The organism is Treponema pedis, assembly GCF_017161325.1.
Lineage (GTDB): Bacteria > Spirochaetota > Spirochaetia > Treponematales > Treponemataceae > Treponema_B > Treponema_B pedis.
This window is the reverse complement of the sequence record NZ_CP045670.1, coordinates 1,627,952-1,645,341: the sequence shown is the minus strand read 5'-3', so window position 1 is coordinate 1,645,341 and position 17,390 is coordinate 1,627,952. Positions and strand designations below refer to the sequence as shown.

General features: G+C 34.2%; 15 protein-coding genes and 5 pseudogenes. All 20 read right to left on the bottom strand.

What is annotated here, in order from left to right; translation table 11 throughout:
* Nucleotides 1-5 precede the first annotated feature (5 nt).
* Nucleotides 6-248 (bottom strand): DUF7683 domain-containing protein, encoded by a 243-nt coding sequence (locus DYQ05_RS07465; RefSeq protein WP_024466061.1) that lies wholly within the window; start codon nt 246-248, stop codon nt 6-8.
* Nucleotides 249-548: a colicin E3/pyocin S6 family cytotoxin gene (locus tag DYQ05_RS14720; protein WP_420804809.1), complete on the bottom strand. Its 300-nt coding sequence runs from the start codon at nt 546-548 to the stop codon at nt 249-251. It lies immediately after the preceding gene.
* 267 nt (nt 549-815) lie between these two features.
* Nucleotides 816-1,331: pseudogene (locus DYQ05_RS14485) on the bottom strand (RHS repeat domain-containing protein); the annotation flags it as partial.
* Nucleotides 1,250-1,636, bottom strand: a complete 387-nt coding sequence (locus tag DYQ05_RS13840) for a hypothetical protein (protein ID WP_252723288.1) — start codon at nt 1,634-1,636, stop codon at nt 1,250-1,252. The gene DYQ05_RS13840 and the pseudogene DYQ05_RS14485, both read right to left, overlap by 82 nt.
* Nucleotides 1,637-2,641: 1,005 nt before the next feature.
* Nucleotides 2,642-2,884, bottom strand: a pseudogene (locus DYQ05_RS14615) (RHS repeat-associated core domain-containing protein); the annotation flags it as partial.
* A gap of 294 nt (nt 2,885-3,178) precedes the next feature.
* Nucleotides 3,179-3,718: a hypothetical protein gene (locus DYQ05_RS07445; protein WP_020965382.1), complete on the bottom strand. Its 540-nt coding sequence runs from the start codon at nt 3,716-3,718 to the stop codon at nt 3,179-3,181.
* 21 nt (nt 3,719-3,739) lie between these two features.
* Nucleotides 3,740-4,762 (bottom strand): annotated as a pseudogene (locus tag DYQ05_RS13830) (RHS repeat-associated core domain-containing protein); the annotation flags it as partial.
* A 423-nt stretch (nt 4,763-5,185) separates the two neighbouring features.
* The gene (locus DYQ05_RS07430) at nt 5,186-6,322 is read right to left on the bottom strand and encodes a hypothetical protein (RefSeq protein WP_206183192.1); all 1,137 of its coding nucleotides are present in this window, start codon (nt 6,320-6,322) and stop codon (nt 5,186-5,188) included.
* A gap of 15 nt (nt 6,323-6,337) precedes the next feature.
* A complete protein-coding gene (locus tag DYQ05_RS13825; RefSeq protein WP_252723286.1) occupies nt 6,338-7,897 on the bottom strand; it encodes an RHS repeat domain-containing protein in 1,560 nt (519 codons plus the stop codon).
* Between the two features lie 155 nt (nt 7,898-8,052).
* Entirely contained in the window at nt 8,053-8,856 is an 804-nt protein-coding gene (locus tag DYQ05_RS07415) for a hypothetical protein (protein ID WP_020965376.1), read from the bottom strand.
* Nucleotides 8,857-9,264: 408 nt separating this feature from the next.
* Nucleotides 9,265-9,789: pseudogene (locus tag DYQ05_RS14610) on the bottom strand (RHS repeat domain-containing protein); the annotation flags it as partial.
* A gap of 125 nt (nt 9,790-9,914) precedes the next feature.
* On the bottom strand, nt 9,915-10,256 hold the full coding sequence (locus DYQ05_RS14605) for a hypothetical protein (protein WP_435372818.1): 342 nt from the start codon (nt 10,254-10,256) through the stop codon (nt 9,915-9,917).
* A complete protein-coding gene (locus DYQ05_RS07400; protein ID WP_024470387.1) occupies nt 10,253-10,900 on the bottom strand; it encodes a hypothetical protein in 648 nt (215 codons plus the stop codon). The genes DYQ05_RS14605 and DYQ05_RS07400 overlap by 4 nt, the downstream gene beginning before the upstream one ends.
* Nucleotides 10,897-12,252 carry an RHS repeat domain-containing protein gene (locus DYQ05_RS13815; RefSeq protein WP_252723285.1) on the bottom strand — a complete coding sequence of 452 codons (1,356 nt, stop codon included), beginning with the start codon at nt 12,250-12,252 and terminating at the stop codon, nt 10,897-10,899. The genes DYQ05_RS07400 and DYQ05_RS13815 overlap by 4 nt, the downstream gene beginning before the upstream one ends.
* Before the next feature lie 103 nt (nt 12,253-12,355).
* On the bottom strand, nt 12,356-12,766 hold the full coding sequence (locus DYQ05_RS07390; protein ID WP_020965373.1) for a hypothetical protein: 411 nt from the start codon (nt 12,764-12,766) through the stop codon (nt 12,356-12,358).
* On the bottom strand, nt 12,766-14,277 hold the full coding sequence (locus DYQ05_RS14345; RefSeq protein WP_290121740.1) for an RHS repeat domain-containing protein: 1,512 nt from the start codon (nt 14,275-14,277) through the stop codon (nt 12,766-12,768). Before DYQ05_RS14345 ends, DYQ05_RS07390 begins: the two co-directional genes overlap by 1 nt.
* A gap of 53 nt (nt 14,278-14,330) precedes the next feature.
* Nucleotides 14,331-14,723: a hypothetical protein gene (locus DYQ05_RS07375; protein ID WP_252723284.1), complete on the bottom strand. Its 393-nt coding sequence runs from the start codon at nt 14,721-14,723 to the stop codon at nt 14,331-14,333.
* 232 nt (nt 14,724-14,955) lie between these two features.
* Nucleotides 14,956-15,207 carry a hypothetical protein gene (locus tag DYQ05_RS13810; RefSeq protein ID WP_225969472.1) on the bottom strand — a complete coding sequence of 84 codons (252 nt, stop codon included), beginning with the start codon at nt 15,205-15,207 and terminating at the stop codon, nt 14,956-14,958.
* 40 nt (nt 15,208-15,247) lie between these two features.
* On the bottom strand, nt 15,248-15,709 hold the full coding sequence (locus DYQ05_RS07365; RefSeq protein WP_206183191.1) for a hypothetical protein: 462 nt from the start codon (nt 15,707-15,709) through the stop codon (nt 15,248-15,250).
* A 573-nt stretch (nt 15,710-16,282) separates the two neighbouring features.
* Nucleotides 16,283-17,281, bottom strand: a pseudogene (locus tag DYQ05_RS07360) (RHS repeat domain-containing protein); the annotation flags it as partial.
* Nucleotides 17,282-17,390: the final 109 nt, after the last annotated feature.

Genomic DNA, 17,390 nt, shown 5'->3' with positions numbered 1-17,390 from the left:
ACTAATTAAGCATCACATTCCAAGAAGTAATCATATTTATCGAAATCCAAATTTATGTTTAAAATTTTTTCATAAAAAGGACGATCAGTTATGTAAATTTCATAACAATAATAAAGCATCGGATCATATTCTGGTACTCTAGCACCCAAAAATTCTGTAAGGTCATTTAAGCTGATAGTTGTAGGAAGTTCATGCATTCCTACATATTCTTCAGAAATTTTATCAAAATATTTAATACATCTAGTCATTTATGGTTCCACCTTTCTATCATTTTTCGGCGTTTCAATCTGTTCTCCAGTATTGGGATCAACAACACCTTGATGAATTCCCCGTTTATTATATTTTTCTAATTCACCATGCAGTGAATCCCACTCATATATATTTCCTTTATCATCTTTCCACCGTTTCCTTAAAGCTCCACCTTTTTGCACAAGAGTTTTTCTTTTTGCAATCTTCGCATCCGGAATATCAGGAATACTATCTGGAGCAGGAATATATTTTTCAAATATATTTGTACTTCTATCTATATCTGGAAAAGTATTATGCACATTATTTTTATTTGTTTCAGGGAAACCATCAATAGTCTTATTACTATCATATACAGGAAATTCAGTTTTAGGGTTTATAGTATTAACCGAACCAGGTGTTTCTAAAATAGTGAGGCTTGACTCCGCATTGTCTACAAAATAGAGATATAGTATACATACAGTAGCTGCCGCTGCTATAACTTCACCAGCAGGTGTTGGTTCAGCAAAAGCAACAGCCCATATTTTTGACAAAATTTTTGCTAGACCTATAGCAGCAGTTTGCCTCCCATCCGTATATTTCACCGGATTATTGCCTGCATAATGATACACGTGCAAGTTTACAATGTTAAATACTCCACCCATACCTGGCAGATTCTCGTTATGTTTTTTTGCCTCATCGTCTATCGGTGCTTTAGGTATGTAATCGTTTAGCGCCGGGTCTCCTGACAGCCACCTACTGTACTTTGGGTCAAGGTATCTCGCCCCATAGTAGTAAAGCCCCGTCTCTTCGTCAAGTTCCTTACCTGTAAACCTAAAGGGAAGTTTATCTATTCCAGGTGCAGTTTCCTCTACCCATAACTCACCGTAAGGTGTGTATTCAATGTGTTCGTACTGTCTGCCTTTCCAGTCAGTTACGAATTGTGCACTTCCAAGGTGGTCACTGTGATAGTAGTATCTCTTTTCCTTTTGCTCATCATTATCTCCATGGTTATCCGTATGTGTCATCTCTTTTGAAAATATGCAGGCATCTCCTGCGTCGCTACGTAAAAATAAATGCTCGACGTATACCCGATACGCCTGCGGTTAATTTTTTCTCGCTCCTTGCATCCAACATGTCTATTTTCAAAAGCCCTGTCAGTAGGGCTGTTTAGTAATAATCTTCTTTTGGCAGACTGCCGATACTTGTTTATCATTATAATATAAAAGTAAACAAGTATCGGCACCGCTCTTGCTTCGAAGCTGCGCCTATAGGCTTGCTGCACCAATACCGCTCCAATCTTTTTGCTGCATTTGTCTTCACAGGCAAGGCTCTTCCCTCCGGTCAGAGCTTGTTTTTCGATTATGCAAACCGCAAAAAGGATTTGCCTGGAAGTTCGGCTTTGCCTCACTGCATGTACTGCTTCAATCGCTGTCTATGGAGTGAGATAGTTAAGTTGTGAATAAATGTAAAGTTTTGTTTTCATAATTTATATTAGTCCTTAAAAAATACTACTATAAAAATACTCATACGTCACCTATATTTTTTATGTTTACCTATCATATTCATTATAATAATACTAAAAGCGAAGGAAAAGATAATCAAAACTATAATAAAAATTAAAATAACTTCATTAAAATCGGGCTTTATAATAGTCAAATCTAATTTCTTTCCTATTCTAGCATAAAAACAAATTTTAAAAACTATTATGGAAATATAATAAATTCCAATACTAAAAACCGGAAATAATATTTTTATTATAGTTTTCTTCCAAAAATAAAAATATATCGCAAAAAAAAGCCCATAAAAAACTACTATATATTTTATTTCGTTATAATGTTGTTGTGATATATAAAAAACATTAGAAAAAACAAAAAAATTTAAAAAATAAAAAATTATAAAACATAAAGATAATAGAAACTTATTTTTCATCATATATTCACCTATCACTTATTTTTTTATTTGTTTCCTTATCATCTTTTATCTCAATCACAATTTCTTTATTAGTCTTCATATCATACTCTCTCTTTATTACTTTTCCTGAATTTTTTTTAGCATAATCCTGCAAATCTTTTAATAATTTTTTTGGAGTATTTCGATGATTTATGCCTTTAAATAATCCGGAAGCCTTTAATAGCAAAGAAGCCTTGCTGGCAAATGATAAAAAAAATCTTCCTTCAATATTTAAAATCATAGTTTTAATTTTTTTTTCGTCAGAGTCCCAATAGTTTAAATAGGCTTGAATTGTAATACTATACTGCTCACCAGAAATTGTATCAGAAGTTCTCAAAGTATTCCCATACTGACCTGATGCATCTAACATAACACTATTTTTAGGATTTTTTTCATCAATAGCCATTATGAAAGCATGTTGCCCAAAAAGCTCAATACCGGTTTTTGCAATAATAATTCCAACAATTATCTTCTTTCCATCCGGATCAATATACTTAATCGGATTATTCCCCCCATAGTGATATACATGCAAGTTTACAACGTTAAACATGCCTCCCATACCCGGCAGGTTTTCATTATGCTTCTTTGCTTCGTCATTTACCGGTGCTTGCGGTATGTAGTCGCTTAGTGCAGGGTCGCCTGACAGCCACCTACTGTACTTTGGGTCAAGATATCTCGCGCCATAATAATACAGCCCCGTCTCCTCTTTTGAAAATATGCGGGCATCTCCTGCGTCGCTACGTAAAACGAGCTCGACGTATACCAGCCCCCGCCATGGACGGCGGCGGTTTTAGCCTTGAGAGTTTTGCGTACGCAAAACTCTGAGATGAAAAAGGTACAAGGATGTACGGTTTTTGATGGAGCACTGCGCTTTTCAGGGCTCCGCTGCCGCTTCCTTTCAATCGCTGTCCGAAAGGTGAGATAACTAGGCTGTGGATAAATGCAAAATTTTGGTTTCATAATATTTTACTAAAAGATATATGTATTACACATATATAATTTACTCTTGTAAGAGGCATAAATAAAAACAATCTTTTGCTTTTTCTAAAACGTATAATTTTCCTATAGAAATTACTTTTTTCCCGTTCTTCACATCTTTTAAATCATTTTTTTCATCATAAACTAAGACCTGTTGGTAATCAAGAAATCCAGGCTCCCATGCAAATAGTATATATCCATCGATTATCTCTGTATTATCATCCAATACGTGGAAACTCTCCAGCCCATATATTTGTTTTATTTTTTCTACCCTTCTCTCAATTTTTGGAACTTCAATAAGTAAAGCAAATGTATCTGCTAAATTAAATTTGAATATCAGATAAAAAAGAATAACTGCCAATAATTGAAAAATGATAATAGAATACTGTTTTTTTTGTGAGCATAATATAAATAATGAATATACGATAAAATTCACAAAGATGAAAATCACTATCAAAGTAGACAAAATAAGTCCAAATCGTTTTTTCATATAATAAGACAATAAAACAAAAATTAACACAAGAATACTAATGATAAAATTTATGTATTTATATTTTTTCAATCTCTTTACCTCACTATGAAATTAATAAAACCTAAGGGTAGCATCTCGCTTATCACGATATCCACGAATTGCTCTCCCCTTAGGGGTGTTCCATCCTATGCCATAGCCTAATCTTTGCGCGGCCTGACTAGCAGGCCCTTCCGTACATATTTTTTTAGATTTCAAAGATTGATAGAAATCAAAACCAAGTCTTGCCTCCCCCCAGTAAAGTCCGTTTTTCCCAGCTACATATCCTGCAGTGTAGTTTCCAACATCACGTGCAGTGCCAAAAAGTTTATTTCCATTTTTATCGGTTCCAAGTTGCATTCCTCTATGACGATGTTTATTTAAATCATTACCTTTTCTATCACCTTTCTCTATATCCTTAAAATCATACTTTTCACCATTTCTTGCATTATACATATAAGAAAATAAATCCGGTGTATTTTTTTCGATATCGTTAAGAAAATCACTTCCTGACATATCATTTGTATCTATTACAGCCCCTTTAACTAAGGCATCATCATCAAAAAAAGAATATTCCGTTAACATTTGCCCAAGAACATCACCAGAGCGCTTCCCATCCTTCATGATATAAATATTTTTATCAGAATTTGCTTCTCCACCATACACAGTGTATGTTCCATCTCCATTATCATTGACTTCCAGAAACATTCCATTTGGATCTACATATTTAATTGGATTATTTCCGCCGTAATGGTATACATTAAAGTTGACAGTATTATATATACCACCTTGGCTGACAGAAGAACCAGCCATATAATCATTAAGCGCCGGCTCTCCACTTAACCACCTACTATACTTCGGGTCAAGGTACCTTGCATCATAATAATACAGCCCCGTCTCTTCGTCAAGTTCCTTACCCGTAAACCTAAAGGGTAACTTATCAATACCCGATGCAGTCTCTTCTATCAGTCCTTCGGACTGCTTTGCAAGGAAATTATTATACGTCGTCAAAAACAGCATGGCAGTTTTTGACTTGTAAGTCCATAGTTCCCCGTAAGGTATGTACTTTATATGCTCAAACTGTCTGCCACTCCCATCTTCAAAATTGCTTCTTAAGGGCCGGTGCAAGCGCCTTGCCCTTAAGAATCCTGAAGCTTCCTTATAGCTTTTATTATTGCACAAAATATAAAAGTAAACAAGTATCGGCACCGCGCTTGCTTCGAAGCTGCGTCTATCGGCTTGCTGCACCAATACTGCTCCAATCTTTTTACTGCATGTGCTTCAGGCGGTGTTTTTACGTAAGCGTTTACGCTGCCGCTCCAAAAACCGCATTTGTTTACACACACCGCAAAAAGGATTTGCCTGGAAGTTCGGCTTTGCCTCACTGCATGTACTGCTTCAATCGCTGTCCATTTGATATAGCTAGAATATTTATAACCATAATTATTTTTTATCAACTCCCAAGGTACTTATTTCAACCACTTTTCCACATTTTATATTAAAAAATAGAGTAATATAATCTTAATTATATGGTATTATACTCACCGGGTGCAAATAAAAGAACCCCCTTAATAAAATCGACGGGAATTCCCGAGCAGGCAAGGACTCATATGATAAAAAATATAAAGGACGTATATGCTCCGATGTCGGTTCATAAACATATCCTCGTGGCCATAAAAAGTCTGCTAATTGAATAAAATTAAATACATATTTATCTATTCTATTTTTATAGCCTTTTAGCATATATATCTCTCCTGTACTTAAAATACGTCCATAGATAATTGTATCTTCAGAGCTTGTAAATGATTTATCATTTTTAAATACAGTATATCCATTATTAATTTTTTTACTATAATAAATATTATTATCATTTGCAGAATTTAAAAACAAACAATCTATATCTTTTATATCTGTTTCTGTAATATTGCCTTTTAAATCCAACTCAAATACATCATATGGAGAGAAATCATCATTATGCAAGGGAATATAACATGTTATTTTTTCATCATATTCTTTAAATAAAAAGGGTAACACACCATCATTTGTATTTAAAACAGTATCTTTCGGCAATTTAATAATATGTTCATTTTCACGTATGATATTGTTTGCGTTTTCTATTCTATATTTACATAAAACGGCATTATCAGTATAATAAACTCTCCCCAATTTATTCCCTTTATACTCAGATTGTACATGTAATATATAAAAATAATAAGTTCCTTTGATATTTTTATCTGCCTCTAAATTGGAAGCATAAAAAATAGTCCAGTCTTTCTCAGTCCAGTCTTTCTCAAATGATATTTTTGATATAAGTTCATTAATTCTAGCATCATAGATAAACATCTCGTATCTTAATACTACAAACACCCTATCAGTATCAAGGTATGTAGGATAATATGTATAATTGGAATACATAGGAAACCTACCGATATTTTCTATATAAAATAAATATTTATAATCGTTAAGACCGCCTTTAACAACCAAACCGTGTGCGATGATCATTTGTTTTTTGACATACTCAGGAAGACTTTGGTATACCTTTTGATTATGAGATACCACTTCATAGTCTTTTATAAGGCTTTTCAAAATCAAACATAACAATAAACATATAATAATTACAATAGTTATCTTTTCCGTTTTATTCAATAGTATTTTCATAAAATCTCCTTTTTACTAAAATCCATGTGGATATTTTAATAGAAATTCTTCTTTTGTCATAATATCCATTTCTTTGGGGATTAATGAATTTTCAATCACTAATCCTCCAGCCTCTGCTATCTTGCCAACATTTTGAGAACAATTATTACTAAATAATCTATACTTATCTTTTTTTATGTTTTTGTTTTTGTCTTTTTCTTGTTCTGTACGCATTGCTCTTTCAGGGGTAGTACCATCTTTAATACTCTTAACTTCAGCATCTGTCAAGTTAGTCAAAGATATTGCTTTATCCTGCATTTTCTTATCTTGTTCTGTTGTAGTCTCCACTCTTTTTCTAAATTTATAGTTAAACCCGAGTCCTTCATTATCTTTTTTATCTTTAGGTTCATAATTATGTTTTTGAAATTCATCAAGATTTGCAAACCACGCTACTGTCGTAGACTTATCTCCATCATTCGAATAATATAACCAACCATCCGTATCATTACCTATCAGAGCGGCGGAATGACCAAATACTATGGCTCTATCAGGATCAAGTAGATGAATTATATCTTTTCCATCCGGATCAATATATTTCACCGGATTATTCCCCGCGTAGTGGTATACATGCAAGTTTACAACATTAAACACACCACCCATTCCGGGTAAATTTTCATTATGCTTTTTAGCTTCATCGTTTACCGGTGCTTGCGGTATATAGTCGCTTAGCGACGGGTCGCCGCTCAACCACCTACTATACTTCGGGTCAAGGTACCTAGCCCCATAATAATACAGTCCCGTCTCTTCGTCAAGCTCTTTCCCTGTAAACCTGAACGGTAACTTATCTATTCCCGGTGCAGTCTCTTCTATCAGCCCTACGGGCTGCTTTGCAAGGAAATTATTATACGTCGTCAAAAACAGCTTTGCTGTTTTTGACTTGTAAGTCCATAGTTCCCCGTAAGGTGTATATTCAATGTATTCGTATTGCTTACCGCGCCAGTCCGTTACGAATTGTGCGCTTCCTAAATGGTCACTATGGTAGTAGTAGCGTTTTTCCTTTTGTTCTTCGTTATCGCCGTAGTTATTTGCATGTATCATCTCTTTTGAAAATATACACGCCGTCTGCGGCGTCGCTTCAAAAAAATTAATCCTCAACGTACATAAAGTACGCCTGCGGTTAATTTTTTCTCGCTCCTTGCATCCAACATGTCTATTTTCAAAAGTCCTATAAGTGGGGCGGTTTAGTAAATTTAAAACTTGAATCTCCGATGTTTTGCCGAATGGTAAAACTCGAAGCTCAAAGGTGCCTAGGCAGCTTTGAGCGGCGGACTGCTCAATTTTGTTTTTACAATTTCTCTCCGACACGGACGGCGGTGATTTTGAGCGTATAAGTTTTGCGTATGCAAAACTTATTATCAAAAACTGTACAAGGATGTACGGTTTTTGATGGAGCACCGCTCTTGCTTCGAAGCTGCGCCTATAGGCTTGCTGCACCAATACCGCTCCAATCTTTTTGCTGCTCGAGTCTTTTTCAGGCGGTGTTTTTACGCAAGCATTTACGCTATCGCTCCAAAAACCGTATTTGCTTATACACACCGCAAAAAGGATTTAACTGGAAGTTCGGCTTTGCCTCACTGCATGTACTGCTTCAATCGCTGTCAGAGGGAGATAGTTAGATTGTGAATAAATGCTAAGTTTTGTTTTCATAGTTTTACTAAATCCTATTGTAATATACTGTAAACTCTCAATTACTATTTCAAGCATTTAAAGTCAAAATATGATATCAAGTTTGCTAAAAAATCATACGTCTGATCGGTAAAACTTTGAGTTTGGAAGTTAGCATAAAAATTTTCAGACTTATAAAAAGATTTTATGATCAAATAATTTTGTATTTGCTCTATAATTTGTGAATTATATTCATATTCATCTTTACAGTTTGTTTTATTCGTATATATAGAATAGAATTCTTTTTGTAATTGTAAAACTGATGCAAAGGCATCAACTGCAGATAATTCAATAAACCCATTTAGGAATTTCGTACCTTCAATTTTTTTCGACTTTGAAAAAGAATAATAATTCCCAAAACAAATATTCTCGCTATCTTCATCAGGCACATATAATTCAATAGTAATGGATTCGGTTGTTTCATCATCATATGTTATTATTAATTTTCCTGAAGGTTCAACATGTGTTTTATTTATTATTTTATTATCATTATTAATATATTTATTTAAATACATATTTTTGTATGTCTCAAATTTACCGTATTCATTAATAATAAAAAAACAACATCGCATATAAAATTCTTCTTCTTTTTCATTGTATACTTTAAAAAATCCATCTCCAACAAGGGCAAAAGATAAATCTGCTTTGAATTCTGCCAAAGGTCCTTGCGTGAATATATAATTATTTTGAATGGTTTTAATTGGTTTATATCCTATAGTATTAATATTTTTTAGATCATACAATATTAAATCTATATTACTTATATCTTCAACATATAAACAACATAAATTTAAAATAAAAAACAAATACAATAACAACATTTTTTTCATATATTAACTTTCAACCTCTCTGCTTTTTTGTTCAGTTTTTAGTAACTCTATATATATATTTAATATTTCAATTAATTTATCAAGTTTAACATTATCTAAATTTTCTACTGAAAATTCTTTAACATTTTCACCTGTTTCATCTACATCTAAATCAGCTTTCATAATATCTATGTAAATTTTAATATCATTAGGAGGTTTAGGATTTACTAACGCACTAGAGTTTTTTATAGGCGATTTTACCTTTTCCATTCCGTTATTAACCCAGTCAGCACCATGTTTTTTATTTAGTAAATTCAATAATATAGTTTTATCTTCCGAGTAATATAACTTAAAAGAATTATACAGAGATTCTTTTGTTCGCTCATCAACAATTCCTGTAATTTCAATAAAAAAATGAACCTCTGCCCTTCCATCCGGGTCAATATATTTAATGGGATTATTTCCTGCATAATGGTAAACATGCAAGTTTACAACATTAAACACACCGCCCATTCCGGGTAAGTTCTCGTTGTGCTTTTTAGCCTCGTCATTTACCGGTGCTTGCGGTATATAATCACCTAAGGCAGGGTCCCCACTTAACCACCTCGAATATTTCGGATCCAAGTACCTTGCACCATAATAATACAGGCCCATCTCTTCGTCAAGTTCCTTACCTGTAAACCTGAACGGTAACCTATCTATTCCCGGTGCAGCCTCTTCTGTCAACCCTGCGGGCTACTTTGCAAGGAAATTATTATACGTCATCAAAAACAGCTTTGCTGTTTTTGACTTGTAAGTCCACAGTTCCACGTAAGGTATGCATTCGATGTGCTCTTACTGTCTGCCTCTCCAGTCAGTTACGAATTGAGCACTGCCTAAGTGGTCACTGTGATAGTAGTATCTCTTTTCCTTTTGCTCATCATTGTCCCCCTGATTATCCGTATGTGTCATCTCATTTGAAACGGCGGACAATTACTGCGTCGCACGGCAAAAAAGTGTCCTCGACGTATACCAGATACGCCTTTTTCCGCCATGGACGGCGGTGGTTCAAATGTCGAGAGTTTTGCGTAAGCAAAACTCTAAAATGAAAAATATACACGGACGTATATTTTTTCATTATCCTTGTATCTGCTCCACCTATTTTCAAAAGTCCTATAAGTGGGGATTTCAGATAGTGATAGCTTTTTGCGTAAGCAGCTTTGAGCGGCAGACTGCTCAATTTTGTTTTTTAGCATTACGAAGAAAACAAAATTGAGCACCGCGCTTTTCAGGGCTTCGCTGTCGCTTCGGTATCTTTCCGCAGAAATTACTGCGGAAAGATGTACAGCAAAAGCAATTTTTATAAATTGCTTTTGCTCCCTTGCAATCGCTGTCCGAATGAGATAGTTCGGTTGTGAATAAATGCAAGGTTTTGGTTTCATTGTTTATTACTTTTCTTTTGCTTCATTTTTTTGCGGGCATATTCTTTTTCCCCTTTATTTAAAGCTTCAAATGAATCATACACTCTCCCATCTTTCGCGTATGGAGTTACAGCAACTACATAATTACCGGCAAGAGGTTTGTGTTTTATAAGAGGACCTGAAAGTTTCACCATGTGTAAAGGAAGAACTCTATTTCTATACTCAACTAAAGGTGTAACATAACTCATTTCCACCGTTTCAATATCTGCAAAATCAAGGTCAAAACATACATCAACCGTTTCATTATTAGCAAGTTCGCCTATATACCTTGTATTCAACTTATAGTTATTATCTGATACTTTTATAATTTCCAGTACTTTATATTTTTGAATCATATCCACTACATATAAATATTCGTCATCACAAATATCAATCTGGATGGGAGTTCTAAATGTATTCGTAACACCGAGCCCCCAAGAAAATTTAGTTTCAACCCAAAATGAAAGCCCTTTTCTGTCTTCCTCCATATAGATTCCCAAAATATTTTTAATATCGTACTCAGAAACATTATAATCATTTGCATATTTTATGTATGAGGAATTTTCACAATATAAAGTAAAAGCTACAAGACATATAAGTAAAATAATTATAAGTACTTTTTTCATTCTTTTATCTCCTTTGTTTGAAATTTGAAATAATCAATTCTATCAATATTTATAATGGTAATTTCACCTAAAGGATCCCACACTAATTTCCCTTCCGAATCACCTTCTCCAAAATGTCCATAGCCATAAGTATTTTTTTCTGTTTTTACCGTTGAAGCTTGAGCTTCATTAGCATTTTTTGCCTTTAAGGCTTGTTCATCGCTTCCTAAAATATTCAAGGCATAATTTATTATAGCTATAGCATTCTTTACTAAATATTCCTTATTTTTTTCCATACCAACAATATCATTTTCAATAAGATAGCCAATTCCCGTAGTTACTTGTTCAGCCGTCATATTTTTCCCCGTTCGAGTTTGCGCTATTCCAAATAAACTCATAATAAAACATGGCCCGTAGTCAGGGATATTATTTGTTCCCATAATAACTCGATTTTCAAGTAAATTTTGATCGGCAGAATGTTTATTATTAGATTGGTTCAAATTCTGCATTTTGAAGTACCAATCTAATGTTCCGCCGGTATATTGATTACCGGCAATATGATCATTTCCCGTAGGATCTACATATTTAATTGGGTTATTGCCACCGTAATGGTATACGTTAAAGTTTACCGTATTATATATACCGCCCTCTCCTACAGAAGAACCAGCCATGTAATCATTCAGTGCAGGATCACCACTCAGCCACCTACTATACTTAGGATCAAGATACCTCGCCCCATAGTAGTAAAGTCCTGTATCCTCGTCAAGCTCTTTCCCCGTAAACCTAAACGGCAGTTTATCAATTCCCGCAGCAACTTCTTCTATCCATAGCTCTCCGTAAGGTGTATACTCTATATGCTCATACTGTCTGCCTCGCCAGTCGGTTACGAATTGTGCACTTCCTAAGTGGTCGCTGTGGTAGTAGTAACGCTTTGCTTTTTGCTCATCGTTATCTCCGTGGTTATCCGTATGCGTCATCTCTTTTGAAAATATGCGGGCATCTCCTGCGTCGCTACGTAAAAATAAATGCTCGACGTATACCAGATACGCCTCCGCTTTATTTTTACTAGGCTCCTTGTATCTGCTCCACCTATTTTCAAAAGTCCTGTCAGTGGGGATTTCAGATAGTGATAGCTTTTTGCGTAAGCAGCTTTGAGCTTCGGACTGCTCAATTTTGTTTTTCAATATTATGAAGAAAACAAAATTGAGCACCGCGCTTTTCAGGGCTTCGCTATCGCTTCGGTATCTTTCCGCAGAAATTACTGCGGAAAGATGTACAGCAAAAGCAATTTTTATAAATTGCTTTTGCTCCCTTTCAATCGCTGTCCGAAATGTGAGATAGTTAGGCTGCTTAAATAAATAATTACTCTTCATTTTTTTTCTAATTTTTTACCGCAGGTTATACAACCATACTATGTATTCATTTCCAAGCTTTAACATAAATATTTTAATTTCATATATATAAATTTTCATACCACTAATTACCTTTATTTTCTATGATTAGTTCCTCATCTACACTCATTTCTTTTATTAGCCGTAGTAAAATATTACAATCATTATAAGACAATTCTTCAAAGTTAAATTCATTTAAACGAATAAATAAACAGTAATCGCTTCCATCTTCCAACACTTTTATTAAAAATCTTGGTAAACAATAACAGATAAATTCATCTGATAAAATAGGGCAATCCCAATACATACATGCTAACATATCATCATCAACTGTATTTATATCAATTTTTGAATAGTCATATATTAATTCATGATACCCTTCAGGTAAAGATAAACCTTGTTCTATATAATAAGAAGTAACGGTATCTTTTAAAATTTTATTAGGCCGTTGTCTATTATGAAAATGTTTAATACAATCTATATAAATGCGTTTCATTAATTTATTAATTCTCCAATTCTATTAATTATAGAAGTAGCTTCATTTTCTGCCATTTTAAGTACATTTCTGGCTTCTTGAGTTAAATTAGGATTTTTTAAACTATTTTGAATACTTATTAGAGATTTTTGTAATCCCACCATACTATTTTTAAGTTTTGTAATATGTCCTGGATCTAATAATTCTCCAGTCAAATTTTTATGAGTTTTTAACGCATGAGATATTTCAGCAACTTTTTTTACAGAGCTTAATTGAGCAGATGTTAATGCATGTGAAAATTTTTCATAAATTTGACTAGCAAGAGGTAATCCTAGTGCAGCACTTCCTGTAGTACTTACCCCAAGACCAGTAACAGAACTAAAACTAGCTGTTGCAGAACCTGCTACCAAAGGTGTTGTAGTTGTGACCATCGCAGCTACGCCACCTAATGTTAAGCCTGCTAATCCACCTGCAGCAGCATATGCACCAGCTTTTTTCCAATTAACATTTCGTCCATTAGTAAGATCACTCGCAATACTATAACCACCAGCAATAAAGGCACCGATCACACCAGTTACAACCATAAATGGAATTTCACCGGTAGGATCATTATATTTTATAGGATTATTATTACCATAATTAAATACATGCAAGTTAATTGCATTATAAACTCCACCATTTGGTAAGTTTTCGTTGTGTTTCTTAGCCTCATCGTCAATGGGCGCTTTAGGAATGTACTCCCCTAATGCCGGATCTCCGCTCAGCCACCTTGAATATTTCGGATCTAAGTACCTCGCTCCATAGTAGTACAGTCCCGTTTCCTCATCAAGCTCTTTTCCCGTAAACCTAAAGGGAAGTTTATCTATTCCAGGTGCAGTTTCCTCTACCCATAACTCTCCATAGGGTGTGTATTCAATATGTTCATATTGCTTCCCTCTCCAGTCCGTTACAAACTGTGCGCTTCCTAAGTGGTCACTATGGTAGTAGTATCTCTTTTCCTTTTGCTCTTCATTGTCTCCACTGTTATCCGTGTGGGTCATCGCTGTTGAAAATATACACGCCGTCTGCGGCGTCGCTTCAAAAAAATTAATCCTCAACGTACATAAAGTACGCCTGCGGTTAATTTTTTCTCGCTCCTTGCATCCAACATGTCTATTTTCAAAAGTCATCGTTTTTTCGCTTCCTATCGTAAGCGAAAAAACCTCCGATAAGATGCTTTTATTTAATAATAATCTTCTTTTGGCAGACTGCATATACTTGTTTATCATTATAATATAAAAGTAAACAAGTATCGGCATCGCGCTTGCTTCGAAGCTGCGCCTATCGGCTTGCTGCACCAATACCGCTCCAATCTTTTTGCTGCATTTGTCTTCACAGGCAAGGCTCTTTCCTCCGGTCAGAGCTTGCTTTTTGCTTATACACACCGCAAAAAGGATTGGGCTGGAAGTTCGGCTTTGCCTCACTGCATGTACTGCTTCAATCGCTGTCCGGAGGAGATAGTTAGACTTTTTTAATAAACACCTAGTTTTCATTTTTTCATAAGTTAAATTTACAATATTGCAAATATAATACCTTTTACTTATAATTAACTTTCTACAATTTTCAATCCTTCAGGAAACCAATCTAAAATGTGTTCTTTAGGAATACGATAATTATACCAATGCAATATCGGACCATCGTCTTTTTTTTCCCATACAGATTCTTTTACAACTACTGTTTTTTTCTTAAAAAGGTTATCGCAATCTGCCAATATTTTTCTCTCTTCATCAGAAGCATCACAATGGGTAAATATTTCTTCCAATACATTTCGCGTGCATAAATTATTTAAATACTCATAAATTAAGTATTCTTTTCTAAATGGCATATCTTCACAAGCTTTTTTCCATTTGTTTAAAACATAGGGTAAGCCAAATTTTTTAACTAAAATTGAATATTTAGTTTTAGCAATAAAATCATCTACATTCTCAAGTATTTGCATTACACGACCTCATCCATTCACGATATATTTTCATTTCAGTACTATTTTCGGAATACCAATTTGGAATTCTTTCAGGAGGAACTCGGTAGTAAAACCAGTATACTTTTGAATCTTCGGGCTCTTTAGTGCTATTTCGATTTATCCAAACATAAGTAACTTCAACTGTCTTTTTGATAAATATTTTATCTGTTTTTTTTATAAATTCTTTTATTTTTTTTGTGATTTTACAATTTTATTCTACATCAAAAATAGAACATCTAATATTTAAATGATGCAGATAATCATCATGTTGATAATGAAAAGATTTATCATACGGAAGTTTACTAACAACCTCATCCCATTTATTTAATAAATAATTAAAACCTCCAAGCTCAATAAGTTTTTCAGAATGTTTTCCTAATTGTAAGTAATCATTTATTTCTTTACTTATTCTAAAAACTTGGATATCTTCTTTATTGAAAATCTCTTTTAAATTTAGTCTCATATCAAATCTCACATATTGTATCAAAATATTTTAGTAAATATTATCGACAAATCCATTTTTGAATTTCTAGTGATAAAAACGGCTCACTAGTATCATATTCATTTTTAGAACTCGGAGGTAAATTTTCAAAAAGTATTTTTACACCATCAGCATCATAGATTTTGTAAATTTTGTTGGCTAAATCAATGCATTTCTTGTCTGTCATAGAGTCTTCTGGTGCATAAAATCCAATAATTAAATTATTGTCATAGGTAAATGTTAAAACAATAAATTTAAAATCTACATTATTTTTTACTGCATAATAGATGGAAGAATAAAAATTATTATTATTTTTAGCATATTCAAATATCTTATCAACTGAAATAAATTCTTCATTATCTTTATCAACTTCCCTCTTTATAGATACAGTATCATTCAATAATTCTAGATCAAAATCACTACATATTTTCTTAAAAATATCTAACCTTTTTCCGTAAAACAGCAAATAAATTGTATATTCCATTTACTTCACCCCCCATTCGGTAAGTTGTTTCACTGTTGGCACAAATGATGTTGCAATTTGGCCTATTTTATCTCCAGATGTGTACAAGAGAACAGCAATACTTTGTCCATCAATAGAACCTATGTATCCACGAACGCTTTCGCCGCCTTTCAATACAGAATCAAATATATAACTTGGTTCTGATAAAATTGTTTTATATAAAGACTGAGCGATCTCTTTTGTAGAATTATTCCACTTAGGCAGTATACCTGAATCAATTAAATGCCTGGCATCATGCTGAACACGCTCTGCAGATGACAAAGCTCTATCTATCTCAGTTTCCCCTAATCCTGCTGTTGTACTAGTCAAAATACCTAAAGTTGATTTTATAAGACCACCAACAAGTTTTACTCCTGCATAAACTATTAAACTATCATATGCTGCTTCGCATAGACAATCAACACTATATAGAAATCCTTCAATATAGTTACCTTCATCATATCGTTGCACAGATAAATTATAATAATCAACACCAAAATCAAAATTTATTGCTGGAACTACAGCATTTTTCATTTCAGTCCAAATATTACTATCGCTTCTTCCATCCGGATCCACATACTTAATCGGATTATTTCCCGCATAGTGATAAACATGTAGATTGACGGTATTAAACACCCCACCTATTCCCGGCAGGTTTTCGTTATGCTTTTTAGCTTCATCATCTATCGGTGCTTTGGGTATGTACTCACCTAGTGCAGGGTCTCCACTCAGCCACCTCGAATATTTCGGATCAAGATACCTAGCTCCATAATAGTATAATCCCGTTTCCTCGTCAAGCTCTTTCCCCGTAAATCTGAACGGTAACTTATCTATTCCCGGTGCAGTCTCCTCTATCAGCCCTTCGGGCTACTTTGCAAGGAAATTATTATATGTCGTCAAAAACAGCTTTGCTGTTTTTGACTTGTAAGTCCATAGTTCCCCATAAGGCGTGTACTCTATATGCTCGTATTGCTTCCCTCTCCAGTCGGTTACAAACTGTGCACTGCCTAAGTGGTCACTATGGTAGTAGTAACGTTTTTCCTTTTGTTCTTCGTTATCGCCGTAGTTATTTGCATGTATCATCTCTTTTGAAAATATACACGCCGTCTGCGGCGGCGCTTCAAAAAAATTAATCCTCAACGTCCATAAAGTACGCCTGCGGTTAATTTTTTCTCGCTCCTTGCATCCATCATGTCTATTTCCAAAAGCCATTGTTTTTCCGCTTCCTTCCAGAAGCGGAAAAACCTCCGATAAGGGGGCATTCAGTAAATTTAAAGGTTTAATCCTCGATGTTTTATCGAATACTCGAAGTTCAAAGGTGCGTAAGCATCTTTGAGCGGCGGACTGCTCAATTTTGTTTTTTAGTATTATGAAGAAAACAAAATTGAGCACCGCGCTTTTCAGGGCTCCGCTTTCGCTTCGGCATATACCTGCAGAAATTACTGCGGAAAGATGTACGGCAAAAGCAATTTTTATAAATTGCTTTTGCTCCCTTGCAATCGCTGTCAGAATAAGATAGTTAGACTGTGAATAAATGCAATGGTTTATTTTCATAAGATTTTTCTCTTACATTACTTAACTTCCATCCGATTTTTTATTTTACAGTCAGTTTTTATAGTTTCATTCCTACGTATGTCATAATATATTTGCGTTATTTATATAA

What these genes read in the sequence shown, in the direction of transcription:
- DYQ05_RS07415 (WP_020965376.1), bottom strand. Translation starts at nt 8,856, where the DNA reads ATGAAAAAAATGTTGTTATTGTATTTGTTTTTTATTTTAAATTTATGT.
- DYQ05_RS14605 (WP_435372818.1), bottom strand. Translation starts at nt 10,256, where the DNA reads ATGAAACCAAAACCTTGCATTTATTCACAACCGAACTATCTCATTCGG.
- DYQ05_RS14345 (WP_290121740.1), bottom strand. Translation starts at nt 14,277, where the DNA reads ATGAAAACTAGGTGTTTATTAAAAAAGTCTAACTATCTCCTCCGGACA.
- DYQ05_RS07465 (WP_024466061.1), bottom strand. Translation starts at nt 248, where the DNA reads ATGACTAGATGTATTAAATATTTTGATAAAATTTCTGAAGAATATGTA.
- DYQ05_RS13810 (WP_225969472.1), bottom strand. Translation starts at nt 15,207, where the DNA reads ATGAGACTAAATTTAAAAGAGATTTTCAATAAAGAAGATATCCAAGTT.
- DYQ05_RS07390 (WP_020965373.1), bottom strand. Translation starts at nt 12,766, where the DNA reads ATGAAACGCATTTATATAGATTGTATTAAACATTTTCATAATAGACAA.
- DYQ05_RS07375 (WP_252723284.1), bottom strand. Translation starts at nt 14,723, where the DNA reads ATGCAAATACTTGAGAATGTAGATGATTTTATTGCTAAAACTAAATAT.
- DYQ05_RS07400 (WP_024470387.1), bottom strand. Translation starts at nt 10,900, where the DNA reads ATGAAAAAAGTACTTATAATTATTTTACTTATATGTCTTGTAGCTTTT.
- DYQ05_RS07430 (WP_206183192.1), bottom strand. Translation starts at nt 6,322, where the DNA reads ATGAAAATACTATTGAATAAAACGGAAAAGATAACTATTGTAATTATT.
- DYQ05_RS07365 (WP_206183191.1), bottom strand. Translation starts at nt 15,709, where the DNA reads ATGGAATATACAATTTATTTGCTGTTTTACGGAAAAAGGTTAGATATT.
- DYQ05_RS13815 (WP_252723285.1), bottom strand. Translation starts at nt 12,252, where the DNA reads ATGAAGAGTAATTATTTATTTAAGCAGCCTAACTATCTCACATTTCGG.